Annotated in this window: 18 protein-coding genes and 1 tRNA gene; 12 read left to right on the plus strand and 7 right to left on the minus strand. The window is 59.3% G+C overall.

All coding sequences use genetic code 11. The features are described 5' to 3' along the window. The first annotated feature begins 3 nt into the window (after nucleotides 1–3). Nucleotides 4–1,275, plus strand: coding sequence for a thioredoxin domain-containing protein (locus ACIPR4_RS15265; protein WP_013569559.1), 1,272 nt, complete (start codon nucleotides 4–6; stop codon nucleotides 1,273–1,275). A gap of 3 nt (nucleotides 1,276–1,278) precedes the next feature. Here ACIPR4_RS15265 and ACIPR4_RS15270 read toward each other — a convergent pair whose 3' ends face one another. Further along, on the minus strand, nucleotides 1,279–2,307 hold the full coding sequence (locus ACIPR4_RS15270; protein WP_013569560.1) for a VWA domain-containing protein: 1,029 nt from the start codon (nucleotides 2,305–2,307) through the stop codon (nucleotides 1,279–1,281). Nucleotides 2,308–2,503: 196 nt separating this feature from the next. Here ACIPR4_RS15270 and ACIPR4_RS15275 point away from each other — a divergent pair, with 196 nt between their 5' ends. Together ACIPR4_RS15275 and ACIPR4_RS15280 are read left to right on the plus strand one after the other, a co-directional pair. Next, nucleotides 2,504–3,814 (plus strand): VWA domain-containing protein, encoded by a 1,311-nt coding sequence (locus tag ACIPR4_RS15275; RefSeq protein ID WP_144312448.1) that lies wholly within the window; start codon nucleotides 2,504–2,506, stop codon nucleotides 3,812–3,814. A gap of 34 nt (nucleotides 3,815–3,848) precedes the next feature. Next, nucleotides 3,849–4,778: a DMT family transporter gene (locus ACIPR4_RS15280; RefSeq protein ID WP_013569562.1), complete on the plus strand. Its 930-nt coding sequence runs from the start codon at nucleotides 3,849–3,851 to the stop codon at nucleotides 4,776–4,778. Nucleotides 4,779–4,805: 27 nt separating this feature from the next. Here the strand turns inward: ACIPR4_RS15280 and ACIPR4_RS15285 are convergent, their stop codons facing one another. Together ACIPR4_RS15285 and ACIPR4_RS15290 are read right to left on the minus strand one after the other, a co-directional pair. Next, complete coding sequence (locus ACIPR4_RS15285) at nucleotides 4,806–5,627, minus strand: polyphosphate kinase 2 family protein (RefSeq protein ID WP_013569563.1); 822 nt, start codon at nucleotides 5,625–5,627, stop codon at nucleotides 4,806–4,808. 48 nt (nucleotides 5,628–5,675) lie between these two features. Next, on the minus strand, nucleotides 5,676–5,879 hold the full coding sequence (locus tag ACIPR4_RS15290) for a Sec-independent protein translocase subunit TatA/TatB (RefSeq protein ID WP_013569564.1): 204 nt from the start codon (nucleotides 5,877–5,879) through the stop codon (nucleotides 5,676–5,678). Between the two features lie 164 nt (nucleotides 5,880–6,043). Here ACIPR4_RS15290 and ACIPR4_RS15295 point away from each other — a divergent pair, with 164 nt between their 5' ends. Continuing rightward, nucleotides 6,044–6,745: a hypothetical protein gene (locus ACIPR4_RS15295; RefSeq protein WP_013569565.1), complete on the plus strand. Its 702-nt coding sequence runs from the start codon at nucleotides 6,044–6,046 to the stop codon at nucleotides 6,743–6,745. A gap of 58 nt (nucleotides 6,746–6,803) precedes the next feature. Here ACIPR4_RS15295 and glgC read toward each other — a convergent pair whose 3' ends face one another. From glgC to ACIPR4_RS22790, 3 genes are all read right to left on the minus strand, one after another. Beyond that, the gene (glgC, locus tag ACIPR4_RS15300; protein WP_013569566.1) at nucleotides 6,804–8,069 is read right to left on the minus strand and encodes a glucose-1-phosphate adenylyltransferase; all 1,266 of its coding nucleotides are present in this window, start codon (nucleotides 8,067–8,069) and stop codon (nucleotides 6,804–6,806) included. Between the two features lie 203 nt (nucleotides 8,070–8,272). Continuing rightward, nucleotides 8,273–8,560 (minus strand): hypothetical protein, encoded by a 288-nt coding sequence (locus ACIPR4_RS15305; protein WP_013569567.1) that lies wholly within the window; start codon nucleotides 8,558–8,560, stop codon nucleotides 8,273–8,275. 129 nt (nucleotides 8,561–8,689) lie between these two features. Continuing rightward, a complete protein-coding gene (locus tag ACIPR4_RS22790; protein ID WP_013569568.1) occupies nucleotides 8,690–8,833 on the minus strand; it encodes a hypothetical protein in 144 nt (47 codons plus the stop codon). 82 nt (nucleotides 8,834–8,915) lie between these two features. Here ACIPR4_RS22790 and ACIPR4_RS15310 point away from each other — a divergent pair, with 82 nt between their 5' ends. From ACIPR4_RS15310 to gcvH, 3 genes are all read left to right on the plus strand, one after another. After that, nucleotides 8,916–9,365, plus strand: a complete 450-nt coding sequence (locus ACIPR4_RS15310; protein WP_144312449.1) for a hypothetical protein — start codon at nucleotides 8,916–8,918, stop codon at nucleotides 9,363–9,365. Between the two features lie 50 nt (nucleotides 9,366–9,415). Further along, nucleotides 9,416–10,543: a glycine cleavage system aminomethyltransferase GcvT gene (gene gcvT / locus ACIPR4_RS15315; protein ID WP_013569570.1), complete on the plus strand. Its 1,128-nt coding sequence runs from the start codon at nucleotides 9,416–9,418 to the stop codon at nucleotides 10,541–10,543. 93 nt (nucleotides 10,544–10,636) lie between these two features. Further along, a complete protein-coding gene (gene gcvH / locus ACIPR4_RS15320; RefSeq protein ID WP_013569571.1) occupies nucleotides 10,637–11,026 on the plus strand; it encodes a glycine cleavage system protein GcvH in 390 nt (129 codons plus the stop codon). 59 nt (nucleotides 11,027–11,085) lie between these two features. Here the strand turns inward: gcvH and ACIPR4_RS15325 are convergent, their stop codons facing one another. Continuing rightward, nucleotides 11,086–12,234, minus strand: coding sequence for a hypothetical protein (locus ACIPR4_RS15325; protein ID WP_013569572.1), 1,149 nt, complete (start codon nucleotides 12,232–12,234; stop codon nucleotides 11,086–11,088). Nucleotides 12,235–12,324: 90 nt separating this feature from the next. On the opposite strand from ACIPR4_RS15325, the gene gcvPA reads away from it, so the two are divergent. The 5 genes from gcvPA (at nucleotide 12,325) to ACIPR4_RS15350 (ending at nucleotide 16,061) form a co-directional block, all read left to right on the plus strand. After that, nucleotides 12,325–13,656, plus strand: coding sequence for an aminomethyl-transferring glycine dehydrogenase subunit GcvPA (gene gcvPA / locus ACIPR4_RS15330; RefSeq protein ID WP_013569573.1), 1,332 nt, complete (start codon nucleotides 12,325–12,327; stop codon nucleotides 13,654–13,656). A 2-nt stretch (nucleotides 13,657–13,658) separates the two neighbouring features. Further along, a complete protein-coding gene (locus ACIPR4_RS15335) occupies nucleotides 13,659–13,997 on the plus strand; it encodes a hypothetical protein (RefSeq protein WP_013569574.1) in 339 nt (112 codons plus the stop codon). Between the two features lie 138 nt (nucleotides 13,998–14,135). Further along, complete coding sequence (gcvPB, locus tag ACIPR4_RS15340) at nucleotides 14,136–15,683, plus strand: aminomethyl-transferring glycine dehydrogenase subunit GcvPB (protein WP_013569575.1); 1,548 nt, start codon at nucleotides 14,136–14,138, stop codon at nucleotides 15,681–15,683. 2 nt (nucleotides 15,684–15,685) lie between these two features. After that, nucleotides 15,686–15,973, plus strand: a complete 288-nt coding sequence (locus ACIPR4_RS15345; RefSeq protein WP_013569576.1) for a hypothetical protein — start codon at nucleotides 15,686–15,688, stop codon at nucleotides 15,971–15,973. Nucleotides 15,974–15,984: 11 nt separating this feature from the next. Further along, nucleotides 15,985–16,061, plus strand: a tRNA-Arg gene (locus tag ACIPR4_RS15350). The last annotated feature ends 16 nt before the right edge of the window (nucleotides 16,062–16,077 follow it).

The raw sequence follows: 16,077 nt of genomic DNA on the forward strand, positions 1-16,077 counted from the left end.
CCCTTGCGCGTTCTCGCCCTCGCTGTACTTCTGCTGACGACCAACATCCCCGCACAGGAGCCAGCGCCGACGGCAGAGCAACTCCACGGCCAGCTTCCGCCCAGCAGTATCTACGACGAGATCATGCGCCCACTCGACGCCACACGCGCCGATGTGGGCAACTGGTCCGATACCGAACTCATGGCTCTCACCTCGGCCATGAACCTCTCGCACACAGAGTGCGAACGCCTCGATCCTGCTCCACACGTCGGCGAAGAGCTCTACTCGTATGCGCGCCTATGCTCACTTGGCCGCGACTGGAAGCGCACCTATAAGGCAGCCACAGAGTACGTCCTGGACGACAAGGCCCCACATCGGCCGTCCGCGTACTACCTCGCCGTGCAGGCCGACCTCAACATGCACCACGTGGAAGACGTTCTCCTTCTTCTGAAGGACATGGACACACGCCTTCCGCTTACACCGGAGACGAACGCCGTCTACGATTACGTCCTTGGACTCGTCGAGTTTGCCGTCCCCTCCGCGGGCATCGACGCCGCACTCATCCGTCAGCCCAAACTCCTTGAAGCTGTCAGCGGTCACAATCCGCTTCTCACGCCCGGCGTTGCGGAAGTCTCCGCCTGGCATCTGCAGGAGTTGCTCCGCTTCGACAACCGCGTCCCTGCCGAGATCGCCGGAGCACTCAACGATCTCCAACTCGCCATCGCCGCTCGCACAGCACCGCTCACCGCAACGGACGCGTACGCCGCAGCTGTTGCGCAGCGACGCTATGAAGCCATCGGCAAACCGATGCCTGCCTTCGACGTAAGCCGGACCGCCGGTCCAAAGACCTACGGGGCACACCTCTCCGACGTGAATCTTTACGTCCTCTATCCCGAGGACTGCGCCAGTTGTGCCAGCATCCCGGAGGCGGTGGCTGTCCTTCGCAAAGGCCTTAACATCCGCGCCCAGGCGTGGCCTCTTGTGGAGGTACGGCCAACGGAGATCAAACCTTCGCCAGCATCCACACCCAATCCGAAGACCGATCCACCAACGCTCTACACCCACGCGGAACTTCTCAAGCAGCTTGGCGCGACGGCGGTCCCGTTCTTTGTCCTGACCGACGGAAAGGGCAACGTCCGCCTGCTTACGAATGGCTCACGAGGCTGGCTCTACTCCGACGGCAACGGAGATATCCTCGCGCAGACCATGATGGAGCGCATCGTTGCTCACGACGACAATGAACGAGGCGCCGCTATGGACAAAGCCGCGCACGAAAAGCTGACCCAGCCGCAATAGTCCTTATTCGGTGTTGGCATCCGCCACGGCATAGTAGCCCTTGCGCGCCTGTACCTTGGCATCTTTGCCGCAAGTGATCTTGATGTTGCGGAAGGTACCATCCAGTTCAGCATTCTGCGGCGTATAGCTCACCAGGTACTGCGTCCGCAACTCGTCAGAGATCTGCGCAAACGCATCTTCCAGCTTTTTCCCGTTGTTGCCGACGTTGATCATGCGGCCGCCCGTCTCACGAGAAAGCCTGTCCATATCGCCCGACCCGCCAAAGCTGAAGTTGCCAAAGCCCCCCCGGTCGGCGATTAGAATCACGTAGATGATGGCGTTCGCCTTCTGCGCCGCCTCAATGGCATCCTGGAGCTTCAACTGACTGCCCTGGTCGCCGCCGTCCGTCAGAACGACCAGCACCTTCCGGCCAGCCTCCTGCCGCAGCTTGTCGTGTGCGCCGAGATAAACCGCGTCGTACAGCAGCGTGCCGCGTGGAGTTCCGTTTCCCGTAACCGACCCGGTCCCAGCGCCCGTGTTGATCTCTGCCTTGTCCAAGGCCCGCTTCAACTCGCGCGGGCTGTTGGTGTAGTCCGCCAGCATGTCCACGTTGATGTCGAATTTGATCAGAAACGCCTCGTCCTTCGGCTGTAGGACGTCCTTTAGAAACTGCGCGCCCGCGTCTTTTTCCAGCGGCAACACATTCATCTGGCTTCCGCTGGTATCCAGCAGAATGCCGATCGTCAGGGGGAGCGTCTTTTCCTGGGTAAAGTTCTTGATCTTCTGCGGGATCTTGTTCTCTTCGATCGAACAATCCTCTTTGTGCAGCCCCGTCAGAAAACCCTGTTTGTCGCGCACGCTGAAGTAGGTGTTCACCAGGTTCACGCGCACCTTGAGAGTACCGGCGCTCGAAAGCTGCGAATCGTCCTGCAAAGGAGCGGCGTCACTTGGTGGTGGAGGTCCACCCGGGCTCGGCGCTTCCTGCGACCACGCCCCACACGACAGAAGACCAAAACCCAGAACCGCAACCGAAGTGACTCGAAACATACGCATACTTCAGTTTGACGGAAAAACCTGCTTCTTTGTCTACACCTGTCCCAGAATGATCCCAGAGACACCCTAATCTTCACCAAGTCGTAGCCGATCTGGGTTCCTACCGCTCCTCGGCACAACACGCTGCGCCCTCCCGCGCGTCCAACCGAGTGACACTGATAGTCTTATTGAGCAGTTAAAGCACGGGGGTTCGCAGGTGAAGTTCAGTATTCTCGCAGTTGCCATGTCCATGATGTTCGTCGGCCAGCAGGGCCCAGAGGCCCAACAGCAGCTGCCCGACAGCCCCGCCCCCCAAATGACGGGGGTCAGCAACGTCGCGCCCGGCAAAGGCACACCACAGAACCTGCCCTCCACCTCGAGTTCGCCTGATGAGCAGGCCCCTCACCCCACTGCCCCCTCCGGCAAGAACGGCAGCGCCACCACTGCCGCCGCGGATCAGCAGGCCGAACCGGAAGGCACGACTCCTGGCGAAGGCCTCAAGGCCTTTACCCTTGCCCGTGTTCAGGTTAATTATGTAGAACTCCCCTTCACGGTGAAGGACAACAAGGGCCAACTCGTTCCGGGCGTGGATTGGCGCGAAGTACGCGTCTTCGAAAATGGCGTCCGCCAACATATCGCTTACTGGACCGTCGACGCTTTCCCCATCTCGGCGGCGTTTGTGATCGACCAGTCGCTGCCTTTTAACGTCATGGAGCGCGTCAATAACTCTCTTGCCGCCGTGCAGGGCGCCTTCGCTCCTTACGATGAGCTCGCCATCTTCACCTACAACAACGGCCCCACCATGCGCACAGACTTTACCGGAGCGCAGTCGGCCCGCGTAGCCGCTGTCCTGGAGCGCTCCAAGACCCCAGGCCGTGAGGCGCCGATGTATTACAACTCCGGCCCGCTCTCGCAGACGACCAATATTAACGGCCATCAGTTCGATCCCAACACCGCGCCCGTTCGCAACTCGAACTCCAACACCATCACCATTCCTAAAGAGATCCATACCTTGAATGACGCTATCTTCATGGCTGCGCGCTCACTTGCCGACCGTCCAGTCGGCCGCCGCCGCGTGATTTACGTCATCTCCGACGGCAAGGAACAGGGTTCCAAGGCCAAGTACAAGGAAGTCGTCCAGTATCTTCAGACGCACAACATCACCCTCTATGCCACACTGGTGGGAGATTCGGCGACGTGGGGCATCGGCTTTCTTGACCGCTATCATCTGCCGTTCATGATGCGCGACAACATCCTTCCCAGATATGTCGCAGAGACCGGCGGACAGGCTGTCTCCGAGTATCGTCAGCGCGGCATTGAACAGAGCTTCCAGAAGATCGCCGAGCAGGTCCGAACCCAATACACCATCGGCTACTACTCGCACGAACCGTTCATCGACGGAAAGTACCGCTCTACCGAAGTGACGGTTTCGCGTCCCAATTTGGATGTCATTACCAAAAAGGGATACTTCCCAACGCCCTATGACATCCGTCCCAAGACGCCCACCCCCCCTGCAGCCAAGCAATAAGAACCATAAGCGCTAGGGAAGGCTAAGATCTGGAATGCCCTTCGCTACCAATGCGATCCTGAGCCTCGGTGCCGCGCTGTGCTGGGGCGGCGGGGACTTCGGCGGAGGCATGGGCGTCAAGCGCCTCGGCGGTTCGGTCCGTGGCGCTCTCCTGGTCGTTCTTCTAGGACATTCACTTTCGCTGGCCATCGTGGGATCCAGTGCGTGGTTCCACGGAGATCCCTTCCCCCACGGCGCTCCGCTCTATTGGGGACTCGCCGGTGGCGTGGTCGCCGCTCTCTCGTTGATGGCTTTTTACATCGCCCTGTCGGCGGGACATATGGGCTCCGCCGCCGCGATCAGTGGCTTGCTCTGCGCCGCTGTGCCAGCCATTGTGTCCGCCTTTACGGAAGGCGCACCCGGCATCCTGCGCGTCATAGGCTTTGCCCTGGCGGCGATCGCAATCTGGCGGATTGCCGCGCCTGGAGCGGAAGACGCGGCGAAGCACACCAGCGATCCTCTCTTCGAACCCGGGGACCTCGATCAAAGCAGCTACCACCGCTCTTCCCTGCTCGCCCTGCTTGGCGGCCTGGGCTTCGGCTTCTACTTTGTCTCGCTGAAATACGCTGGAAATGCGGGCATTCTGTGGCCCCTGGGAACCGCCCGCATCGGCTCGACGATTACCTGCGCGCTCTCGCTTCTGTTTCTCTACGCAACGAAATCTGCAGCTCCCACGGAGACCCCAGGCCTCACCCGCAAGACGCTGCTTTGGATCGCGGCCGGAGCAGGCCTGGACACTACGGGCAATCTGCTTTTCATCGCCGCCACACGCTTCGGACGTCTGGATGTCGCGGCAGTCATCTCTTCGCTCTATCCGGCGTCCACGATCCTGCTAGCCGCATGGCTTCTGCGCGAACGCACCACGCGTCGTCAGATGATCGGCATGTTCCTGGCGCTTCCCGCAGTGGTCTTGATTACGCTTTAACCGGGTTCAGGCGAAACGCGCTGCGTCTCAAGCCTTCAGCTTGGAGATATCCACAGTACTCACGGGATATTGCAGATCCATCCCATCCAGAGCATCCACAAGGATCCTGGAGATCGCAACATTCCGGTGCCACTTGTGGTCGGACGGAATCACAAACCAGGGGGCATGTTTTTTACTCGTGTTTTCCAGAATGCTTTCGTATGCCGAAACATATTTGGGCCAGAACTTTCGCTCTGCGAAATCGGCTGGACTGATCTTCCAATGCTTTGAAGGATCGTCGAGGCGCGATTGCAGACGTCTGCCCTGTTCCGCATGGGAGATATGCAGGAAGAACTTCAACACCACGACATCGTTTCGCACCAGCATCTCTTCGAAAGCGTTGATCTCCGCAAAGCGTTCCTTGGCAGCCTTGTCGCTGACCATGCCATGGACACGTGGAGACAAAACATCTTCATAGTGCGAACGGTTGAAGATACCGATCATTCCACGCGGTGGGACTGCGGCATGGGCGCGCCAGAGAAAATCATGACGAGCTTCCAGCGGCGTCGGCACTTTGAAGGGTGTGACGTCACATCCCTGCGGATTGATGCCGGTAAAGATATGGCTGATCGTGCCGTCTTTGCCCGCAGTATCCATTCCCTGCAGAACGATCAGCAGACTCTTCTGGGCACCGGCATAGAGCTTTTCCTGCAGTGGGGCCATCTTGACGCGATGCTTTTCCAGTTCCTTCTTGGCGGCATCTTCGTCGTGAAAGTTCCCGCGTGTGGCCGTCGATAACTTTTCGAGGCGCACTTTTGTGTCCGGCTCAATGAGCCAGGGCGAACGAATTTTAGGAAAAGCGATTTTCATCCAAGCTCCACCCACTGGCCAGCAGAAGAACGCTGACCCGCGCCCTGCCTATTTAGGCTGCTCGTCCGGCTTCGGCGTCACAATGTGGGCTGCATCCTTGGGGTCATCGCTGATGCCCTTCATGCCGTCCTTGAAACCACGCAAACCTTCGCCCAGACCTTTTCCCAGTTCAGGCAGCTTGCGACCACCAAACAAAACCAGCAGAACAACGCCGATCACCAGCAAATGTGTCGGCTGAAACAGTTCACCCATGACTTCCTCCCGCGACGTACCCAGCCCGCTTGCGCAGGCTGTCCGTGCGCCTCCATTGTCGCACAATGGAATCACTGCTTTCTCTGCGTGTCTGCACGCGAACCGCCACCTTCCTGCCCCAAACGGTATATCTTTAGAGGGACGCACCATCGATCCGGAGGAACATGCGACACATATCCGCCCGGCCAGCTTTTGCCGGGAATACCCTGCTCCAGCCAGCCCACACCAAACGTACCCGCAGTGCATCCAGGATTCTTCTCGGTTTCGCGCTTCTCGCCTCCTTTTCATTCGCCGCCAAGGCGCAGGATGTGTTCAAACCGGCAGCGCCCGTCACCTATACGGAGAAGTACGAGATCTATGGCGGCGCCAGCTTCCTGAACGGCCAAGCCGGACAGAACATCCCCAAGCGCATCAACATGGGTGGCGGTGAGGTCATGGCGACTTACTTCATCACCCCGCGCATCGGACCTGCGGTCGACTTCCGCTACGAGTGGGGCACAACCCCTGTTTTCCCGAACAGCTTCTCGATTCCGACGCGTCCGGTCGTTTACCAGACCATCGGTTTGGTCGGCCTTCAGTATCACGCCTTCGGTAATCAGCACTTCGGCATCAACTATCACGCCTTCGGTGGCGTGTCGGCTGGCAAGTTCGACTCCGACCTCAAGGGCATTCCGCCTGCAGAAGTTGGCCTCTATACCAACCGCGTCAAGCCAATGGCTGCCCTTGGTGGATCGCTGGACATCAACCGCTCCGCCCACCTGGCGGTTCGGCTGTCGCCGGACATCATCATCGAGCACTTCGGAACGGAGACACGCGAGTTTTTCTCGATCTCCGCTGGCGTGATCTATCGCTTCGGACACCGCTAAACGGCTTAAAAGAAAACGGCGGAGGCCTAAGGCCTCCGCCGTTTTCTTTGCCCTGAAACTAGAACCCGTCGTGCCGGGTTTCGATAAAGTCCGTCGATACAGGGTTTTCGTAGATGGAATAGTCCCGCGTCACCACGGTAAGACCCTCCGGCGTGACAAAGTACTTCTTCCGGTCTTCCTGCGAATCATAGCCAATCACCGTCCCGTCGGGGATCTGTACGTCGCGATCGATGATCGCTCGACGGATGCGGCAGTGGCGGCCGATGTTAACGTGCGTGAAGATGATGCTGGAATCCACATCGGAGTACGAGTTCACGCGTACGTCCTGCGAAAGCACGCTCTCCCGAACGACTGAACCGGAGATGATGCAGCCCGGCGAGACTACCGAGTTGATCGCCATGCCCGTCCGTCCCGGCTCGCCGAAGACGAACTTCGCCGGCGGATACTGCGTCGGGCGCGTACGCATCGGCCACGACTTGTCGTAGAGGTTGAACGTAGGCGAGATGGAGCACATGTCCATATTTGCCTCGTAGTAGGCCTCAAGTGTGCCCACATCGCGCCAGTAAAGAGCTTCCTGACGGTTCTCGTCCACGAAGTTATAGGCGTTCATCTTGTGACGACCCAGCAACTTGGGCAGGATGTTGTGCCCGAAGTCATGTTTCGAGTCCGGATCTTCCGCGTCTGCGATCAGCTCCTGCAGAAGCACGTCGGTATTGAAGAGATAGATGCCCATCGAAGCATCCACCTTGTCCGGATTGAAGGGGGAGCGCATGGTGGTCGACTTCGGCTTCTCCTGGAAGCCTGTAATTTCACCATTCTTCGCCACTTCCACCACACCGAATCGTGAAACCTCGTCGGGATTGATGGGCAGCGTAGCGAGGGTTACGGCGGCGCCGGAGTTGCAATGCGCCTCCATCATCAAGCCGTAGTTCATCTTGTAGATGTGATCGCCGGAGAGGATCAGACAGTACTTCGGCTCCTCGGAACCGATCGAGTAGATGTTCTGGTAGACCGCGTCCGCAGTCCCCTCGTACCAGTTCTTATTAACGCGCTGCATCGGCGGCAGAATCTCGCAGAACTCGCCGAGCTCGCTGGCGACAACCGTTCCCCAACCTTCGCGAATATGACGGTTGAGGCTGAGCGCCTTGTACTGCGTCATGATGTAAACCTTGCGCAGGCCGCTATTGATGCAGTTCGAGAGCGTGATGTCGATGATGCGATATTGTCCGGCAAACGGGACTGCCGGTTTGGCGCGGTCTCGTGTCAGTGGAAACAATCTTTCGCCGGCTCCGCCAGCCAGCAAAATTCCTAACGTATCCTTCATCGTCGTTCACCCCTCGTCATGACTGCGTTCGTCTGGCTCGACAACCTGGCACATTACCTTCTGTGCAAGAGACCACTTTTCTTGGATGCAAGTTAACCGCCATAAGCACTGTCTCGCGAACTTATAGCCCCCAAGCTACTCTTTCGCTTCAAAATGAAGCAAATAGAAAAGCCGCCCCGAAGGGCGGCTCTTGAGCTATGCCGCTAATCGGTCGGTTCTTTTCCTTCATCGGGCAACGTGATGCGTAACGACTTCAAAAAACTGAGATCGTTTCGCGTAAAAGGAGCGGCACCCTCTTCCGCCTCGACGTCTGCTTCTTCGTCTTCCTCTTCCACTTCATTCAGACCGATGGTGGCTTCCAACATCAAAAGCACATCAAAACCCTGTTCGCGGATGTCCTTCACGACGCCAGCAATCTGGTCACTCTCCGAAACGGACTCGTGGATCGCCTCGCCAAGCTTCTGAATTAGTTCTTTTACCTTTGGACTCATTTGCACCTCCGCGGCGTTTCTGATTGGACGAAGAGAATCGGGCATAGATGCGTGCCCGACGAAACATCTCTTTACCTTACGTCCCGAACCGATCCATCGCAATCCGAGTCCCTGGAATTATGCCTGTCACTAAACTTTCGTGTGATGATCCGCCCAGGCGTGTTCCAACTGGTGTGCAAGTTCCTGCACCGGCTCAATCCGCTTTTTCCCTAGAACGATCCAACCTGCAGCTGCTGCGCACAAACCACCCACGGCCCATAAGAAACTTTTCATTGGAGATCATCCTTTCAATGTAACGTCAGCGAATTGGATGCACGGTCGGCCAACGGCGTCACTCGGCATTTACACTCTGGGAATGGATAAAGTACGACTAGGCCGCATCCTGGGTGCAGGCGCACGCCACGCCGCCCGCACCGCCGTACAGGCCATGGATGCAGCTACGGCTCCCGATCCTAATCCCCAGGCCAAGCGGCCAGAAGTGCTCTCCCCGCAGCAACCCCGCAGATCTCCCGAGGCAACACTCGCCTCCGTTGCACAGACGGTTCGTGCCGTGGACCAGGCCAAGCGCTCCGCAAAGCAAGCAGCGCTTGCTCCACTGAAAAAGGCGTCGAAAGCCCTCTGGCTCGAAGTCACAGGAAGCTTCTTTCTCCTCTTTGCCTTGGCCTTCGCCGTCAACGCTGCAAAGGTCCGTGACGGTATCCACATGGCTTCGGCGAATCACAATCGATTTCTTCTCTATAGTGCGCTCACGCTGCTCTTCGGATACTTCTCGGTTTCCAGCTTCATGAACGCCAACAAGCGCTGACCGCGCATCCCGCTCTCCCCCGCGATACCATGAACCTCGGAGATCTACAGATGTCAGAAACACCCTTGCGTAAAACAGCCCTCAACGCCACCCACCGCGCCCTGAAAGCCAAGATGGTCGACTTCGGCGGCTGGGACATGCCCGTCGAATACTCCGGCCTGATGGCCGAACACAACGCTGTCCGCAACGGCGTCGGCGTTTTCGATGTCTCGCACATGGGCGACATTCAGCTGCGCGGACCCGGCTCGCTCGACGCCGTGCAGAAGTTGCTCATGAACGACGCCAGCAAGCTGCAGATCGGGCAGGCACACTACTCCGCCATGCTGACACCGGAAGGCACCTTCGTCGACGATGTCGTTCTGCATAAACTGTCTGAGAACGACTACCTCATTGTCATCAACGCCGGAACGCGTGAGAAGGATGTCCAGTGGGTGCGCCAGACCATCGGCCAGATGCCCTCCACACACATCAACGACTACTCGGACATGTACACGCAGATCGCCATCCAGGGACCGCGTTCCATCGATGTCCTGCAGAAGCTCACCGACACAGATCTTTCCACGATCAAGAACTACTGGTTTACGTGGGGCAAGGTCGCCGGTCTCTATAACGTGATGATCGCCCGCACGGGCTACACGGGGGAAGACGGCTTCGAGATCTATATCCCTTCGGACGAAGCCACCAGCGCACGCGTATGGCAGGAGATCTTCGCTGCGGGTGAGGAGTTCGGCATCCTTCCCTGCGGTCTTGGCGCACGCAACACGCTCCGCCTCGAATCGTCCATGGCGCTCTACGGCCATGAGATCTCGGACACGATCAACGTTTTTGAAGCCAACCTGGGACGCTACTGCAAGCTCGACAAGGAATCCGACTTCGTCGGCAAATCCGCCCTACAGACGATCCAGAATGCTGGTGGACCGAAGCGCAAGCTCGTCGGTCTTGAAATCGTCGAACGCGGTATCGCCCGCGATGGCTACCCTGTAACGACGCTTGACGGCACCGTAATCGGCGAAGTGACCAGCGGCTCGCCTTCCGTCACGTTGAAGAAGAACATCGCCCTGGCCTATGTGCCGGTGAAGTACACCGCTCTGGATACCGAAGTCGCCGTCACCATTCGCAATCAGCCCGTAAAGGCAAAGGTCGTTCCAACACCCTTCTACAAACGCGCCAAAAAATAGACTTCCCACGCGGCGAATTTCCACCGCGAGCCAACCTCAAGTGCTTTGGGCCAAACGCCCGAGGCTCTACAATCACCTTCGGAGACGATCACGATGGCTTATCCCGAAACATACAAGTACACCAAAGAGCACGAGTGGATTGAAGTCGACGGCACCACTGGCACGATTGGTATTACCGACTACGCGCAGTCCTCGCTTGGCGACATCGTCTTCGTCGAACTGCCCAAGGTGGGAGACAAGCTCACCGCGCATGAGACCTTCGGCTCCGTCGAAAGCGTCAAGGCCGTCAGCGACCTTTACTCCCCCGTCGCAGGCACAGTCACCGAGGTAAACTCGGCCCTCAACGACGCGCCGGAGACCATCAACACCGATGCGAACAGCACATGGCTCGTCAAAGTCGCGCTGACGAACGCTGCGGATCTCGACAGCCTTCTGGACTCCGCCACCTATACCAAGTACGTCGAAGAAGAGACCGGGCACTAGGCTGAAAGCAATAAAGACAAACATCGCCGTCGCCAATCGCGGCGGCGATGTCGTTAACCTCACTGCGTCAACACAACGTCCGTCACATCCCCACCGTGCACCGCCACCCCAATGCCCGTGGCAGTGCCTACCGTCCCTCCACCCGCCACGGTGATCGTGTAATCCCCATCCGGGACCTCTTCCATGCGGAAGCTCCCGTCTGCAGCTACCAGTGCGTTCCGGCTGAAAGCAACATCACCCGTATCGTGAAGCACCACGCGGCGACGGCCTCCGTCGTCCGTGCTTCCTGAGAGATGTCCACTCACCACATGGAGCCCGCGCAGAGACACTGTAATCTCCACCCCGTTGTGCTCATCCCCTGACCCCAGCGTGAAGGTCGTCGCCCCCGACCGATGAAGGGTAGCGGGCGCATACACGATCAGGTTGGTTCCCGGATTGAACGTTCTTCCGCCGCCGGAAGTGGGCGCGGGGGCTGGCGTCGCGGCCGCGGGCAGCACCACGTTCGCGGAGACCATATAGTCTCCCGGCGGCAACCCGGCAATCCGAAATACCCCTCGGTCGTCCGTCTGCGTCGATCCGCTACCCCGCACGCCCCCTGTGCCAAGCCCGCCTCGTCCGAACTGGCTGGCGGACGTCACCGTCGTTGCGTTCGTCGCCGTTGCAACCGGAGGTGTGTAGACGCTCACAAACACATTGGCCGCAGGCGTTCCATCGTCGAACCGTACGACTCCACTGATCGCGGATCCGCGATCCACGGTCACATCCACACGCACAGACTCCGCGCCGCTCAAGGTCACCATTTGGACCTTCTGCCGCACACGAAGCTGGGCGTCCGCGCTGGAATCGGTCAGATCCGCAGAGGCCACACTCTGCAAGGGACTCACATATCCCGGCATCTGCACGTTGACGTAATAGCTGCCAGGAGCCACCCCCTGGATCAGAAACGCTCCATCCATGTCCGCCGTGACCATGCCACCGCCAAACCGCCCGCCGCCCTGCGAACCTACCTGCGGCACAGGAGACAAGGAAACATGCGCCAGGTGAGCAGGCGCGTGCGTATCTCCGCAATAAACGTGGCCCACTACCGTTCCGCCGCCGGCTTCCGGCTGAGGCCGGGCCTGAAGTGCAATCGTCGGGCCCGGTTGCCCCGCCTGTTGTGCCTCGACTGTCATCGCACCAAGAAAAAAGACCATGAGCAACCGCCGCATCGAAGCCTCCGCGTCTTATCTCACAACTTAGACCCATACTGGCGCTGCGCGGTAAGCGCATATCCGCGCAACACTCTAAAATCGTAATTGATGCGCTATCTTCCAAAGTCCCCTGCTGACCGTACCGCCATGCTTGCCGAGATCGGCGCCGCCTCCATTGACGATCTCTTCGCCACCATTCCCGCGGAGTACCAGCTCAAACGCGACCTGGACGTTCCCCGCCAGCACGGGGAACAAGAGGTCATCGAAGCCTTCAAGGCCTACTCCGCACAAAACGCGACCGGATACGCCAGCTTCCTCGGCGCTGGAGCCTACCGCCACTACCGCCCCGTCATCATCGACTCCCTTTCGCAGCGCGGTGAGTTCCTGACGAGCTATACGCCCTACCAGCCAGAGATCGCCCAGGGCACCCTGCAGGCGCTCTTCGAGTTCCAAACCATGATCTGCGACCTCACCGGCATGGAGATCGCCAACGCCAGCATGTATGACGGCTCTACCGGCGCAGCCGAAGCCGTCATGATGGCCGTCCGCGTCACAGGCCGCAACGGTGCCGTGATCGCCCGCACCGTACACCCGGAGTACCGCGAGGTTCTTCGCACCTACGCGCAGCACCAGGGCATTCCTCTCACCGAGGTGGACTACATCGGCGAATCCGGACGTGTCGACCTGGCCAAGCTCGATGCCGCCATCACCGAAGACACCGCCTGCGTTCTCATCCAGTCGCCCAACTTCTTTGGGACGATTGAAGATGTAGCTGCCGTCGCGGAGATCGCTCACGCCAAGGGAGCTCTGCTGATCGTCTCCATCGCGGAGGCTGTCTCGCTTGGCATCGTCGCTCCTCCGGTTGAAGCAGACATCGTCTCGCTCGAAGCCCAGTCCTTCGGCGTTCCTGTCGGCTTTGGCGGACCTTACTGCGGCGTCATCGCCTGCAAGGAAAAATTTCTCCGCCAGATGCCCGGGCGTCTCTGCGGTGAGACCACGGATACCGAAGGCCGTCGCGGCTTCGTCCTGACGCTCTCTACGCGCGAGCAGCACATCCGCCGCGAGAAGGCCACCAGCAACATCTGCACCAACCAGTCGCTCGTCGCTCTGATGGTCACGATCTTCCTCACCGTCTACGGTAAGATAGGCCTCCGCGAACTCGCAGAGCAAAACCTGGCCAAGGCGCACTACGCCGCAAACACCATCGGCGCCAACGGCAAGCTTCTCTTCAACTCCGCGCCGCGCTTCAACGAGTTCGTTCTGGAGACCAAGGACACCACGGAAGCCGCTAATGCTGGCCTTCTGAAAGAGAAGATCATCGGCGGCTTCCCGCTTGGCCACCACTATCCGGAGCTTGGCGCGAACGCCTCCCTCTGGTGCGCGACCGAACTCACCACTCGCGTACAGATCGACGCTGCCGCTGCAGCCCTGAAGGCATAGCTATGGATCTCGATCTTCTCAACGGAGCCGAACTGACAGCAGTCGAATTCGTTCTCGACTTCCTGCAGCTTCGCTTCGACGACAGCTTACTGACACTGCTCGCCTGGCCCGTTATCGCCGACGCCAACGGAGTCTCGATCGGCTTCGGCGACCCCGGCTATCGCGACGCCCTTTGCTTCGTCATCAGCGAAGAGGTCAAGACCGCACTTTATAACGAAGGCAATGAACTGACGCTCGAATTTGAGAACGGCGTCGTCATCGCCCTCTCTCTTCGCGAAGAAGAACTCAACTCTCCGCAGGCGGGCAGCTTCACCTCTCCAGAAGGGTTCTTTGAGTTCTAAAGGTTGGCTGCTCGTCGCGTGGGGAAAAGCAGATTCCTCCGCTTCGCTGCGGAATGACAAATTTGGTTAAGGGCACGGCTTCAGCCGTGCCACAGAGCGCGAGAAAATCGGGGCTTTAGCCCCTGAGGTCAGAAGATTATGTCAGACGAAAAGTTTATCGGCACACCGCGCAAAGCGACCACGCACACCTCGCAGAACGAGGGACTCATATTCGAGAAGTCTTCCCCCGGCAAGAAGGCTTACCGCCTCTCCGAACTCGACGTGCCTGCGGTCGACGCGTCGACTCTTCTCGGTAAATCCGTGCGTAAAGAGTACGGCGCTCTCCCCGAACTCAGCGAAATCGAGATCGTTCGCCACTTCACGCGTCTCTCCACCTGGAACTACGCCATCGACCTCGGCATGTTCCCTCTCGGAAGCTGCACGATGAAGTACAACGGCCGCGTGAACGAAGCCGTCGCGCGCTTCGAAGGCATCGCCGAAGCCCATCCCTACCAGCCCGAGTCGCTTTCGCAGGGCGCACTCGGCATCATGCACGATCTCTCGCAGTACCTCATCGAGATCACCGGCATGGACGCGATCACGCTGCAGCCCGCCGCGGGCGCGCATGGTGAATTCACCGGCATCCTGATGATCCGCGCGTATCACGAGAGCAAGGGCAACGCCCGCAAGAAGATCCTCATTCCCGACTCCGCGCATGGAACCAATCCCGCGACGGCTGCCGTCGTTGGCTACCAGGTGCAGAACCTGAAGTCGAACGCCGAAGGTATGGTCGATCTCGCTGAGTTGGAAAAGCTCGTCGACGAAGATACCGCAGCGCTCATGCTCACGAACCCGTCCACCATCGGCGTCTTCGAGAGCGAGATCCACAAGATCGCGGACATCCTCCACGCCAAAGGCGCTTTGCTCTACATGGACGGCGCGAACATGAACGCGCTCGTTGGCAAGACGCGTCCGGGCGACTTCGGCGCAGACGTGATGCACCTCAACCTGCACAAGACCTTCTCTACCCCGCATGGCGGTGGCGGCCCAGGCAGCGGCCCGGTGGCGTGCAAGGCCATCCTGGAGCCCTTCCTGCCCACGCCTATCGTCGTCCGCAAGGCGGACAAGAGCCTCGGCTTCGACTACGACCGTCCGCTCTCCGTCGGTCGCGTCCGCATGTTCTACGGCAACTTCGGCATGTTCGTCCGCGCACTGGCTTACACGCTGGCCAACGGACCCGACGGCCTGCGCCTCACCACGGAAGACGCCGTGCTCAACGCGAACTACATCCGCGCCAAGCTGGAAGGCTACTTCGATCTGCCCTTCAAGACACCATCGATGCACGAGGTCGTCTTCTCCGACAAGCTGCAGGCAAAGAACGGCGTCAAAACCGGCGACATGGGCAAGCGCTTGATCGACTATGGCTTCCACGCCTACACGGTCAGCTTCCCGATGATCGTCTCCGGCGCGATGATGATCGAACCGACCGAGAGTGAGTCGCGCGAAGAGCTCGACCTGCTCATCGATGCGCTCCAGCAGATTGCCCGCGAAGCTGCTGAAAACCCGGAGCTGGTCAAGACTGCTCCGCACACGACGCGCATCCGCCGCCTGAACGAGACCGCAGCAGCCCGCAATCCCGTCCTCCGCTGGAAGGCGCCGCCGTCTTCCATTTCGCTCACACCGGACTCCGCAGCGAAGGAGTGGTAGCCATGGCAGAATCCATCTTCTGGGACCGCAAGGAAGAACTCGAAAAGTACGAGTTCATGATGGGCACGGAACGGGGCCGTCTGGCGGTCACCATGGACGTCCTGACGGACTCGCTCGCGCTGATCGGCCAACACGGTGTCTACTGCACCTCCAACCGCAACCCGGCCGTACCCGCGCTTGACCTGCAGGCCGTCCTGGCAGGCATCAACGGTGCAAAGGAACTCATCTCCTCCGTGATGGAAGAGATGCGCAAAAAACGTGATGCCGAACTGCAGCAGCCCCCGGTGTAAACTGAACACGCGCACCCGTAGCTCAGCTGGATAGAGCGGCAGCCTCCGAAGCTGTAGGTCAGAGGTTCGAATCCTCTCGGGTGCACCATCTTTCGACACTTTGT

It is taken from the genome of Terriglobus saanensis SP1PR4, assembly GCF_000179915.2.
Classification (GTDB): Bacteria; Acidobacteriota; Terriglobia; order Terriglobales; family Acidobacteriaceae; genus Terriglobus; species Terriglobus saanensis.

What these genes read in the sequence shown, in the direction of transcription:
- gcvT (WP_013569570.1), top strand. Translation starts at nt 9,416, where the DNA reads ATGTCAGAAACACCCTTGCGTAAAACAGCCCTCAACGCCACCCACCGC.
- ACIPR4_RS15295 (WP_013569565.1), top strand. Translation starts at nt 6,044, where the DNA reads ATGCGACACATATCCGCCCGGCCAGCTTTTGCCGGGAATACCCTGCTC.
- ACIPR4_RS15325 (WP_013569572.1), bottom strand. Translation starts at nt 12,234, where the DNA reads ATGCGGCGGTTGCTCATGGTCTTTTTTCTTGGTGCGATGACAGTCGAG.
- ACIPR4_RS15270 (WP_013569560.1), bottom strand. Translation starts at nt 2,307, where the DNA reads ATGCGTATGTTTCGAGTCACTTCGGTTGCGGTTCTGGGTTTTGGTCTT.
- ACIPR4_RS15290 (WP_013569564.1), bottom strand. Translation starts at nt 5,879, where the DNA reads ATGGGTGAACTGTTTCAGCCGACACATTTGCTGGTGATCGGCGTTGTT.
- ACIPR4_RS15310 (WP_144312449.1), top strand. Translation starts at nt 8,916, where the DNA reads ATGGATAAAGTACGACTAGGCCGCATCCTGGGTGCAGGCGCACGCCAC.
- ACIPR4_RS15335 (WP_013569574.1), top strand. Translation starts at nt 13,659, where the DNA reads ATGGATCTCGATCTTCTCAACGGAGCCGAACTGACAGCAGTCGAATTC.
- gcvPB (WP_013569575.1), top strand. Translation starts at nt 14,136, where the DNA reads ATGTCAGACGAAAAGTTTATCGGCACACCGCGCAAAGCGACCACGCAC.
- ACIPR4_RS15285 (WP_013569563.1), bottom strand. Translation starts at nt 5,627, where the DNA reads ATGAAAATCGCTTTTCCTAAAATTCGTTCGCCCTGGCTCATTGAGCCG.
- gcvH (WP_013569571.1), top strand. Translation starts at nt 10,637, where the DNA reads ATGGCTTATCCCGAAACATACAAGTACACCAAAGAGCACGAGTGGATT.
- gcvPA (WP_013569573.1), top strand. Translation starts at nt 12,325, where the DNA reads ATGCGCTATCTTCCAAAGTCCCCTGCTGACCGTACCGCCATGCTTGCC.
- glgC (WP_013569566.1), bottom strand. Translation starts at nt 8,069, where the DNA reads ATGAAGGATACGTTAGGAATTTTGCTGGCTGGCGGAGCCGGCGAAAGA.
- ACIPR4_RS15345 (WP_013569576.1), top strand. Translation starts at nt 15,686, where the DNA reads ATGGCAGAATCCATCTTCTGGGACCGCAAGGAAGAACTCGAAAAGTAC.
- ACIPR4_RS15305 (WP_013569567.1), bottom strand. Translation starts at nt 8,560, where the DNA reads ATGAGTCCAAAGGTAAAAGAACTAATTCAGAAGCTTGGCGAGGCGATC.
- ACIPR4_RS15280 (WP_013569562.1), top strand. Translation starts at nt 3,849, where the DNA reads ATGCCCTTCGCTACCAATGCGATCCTGAGCCTCGGTGCCGCGCTGTGC.
- ACIPR4_RS22790 (WP_013569568.1), bottom strand. Translation starts at nt 8,833, where the DNA reads ATGAAAAGTTTCTTATGGGCCGTGGGTGGTTTGTGCGCAGCAGCTGCA.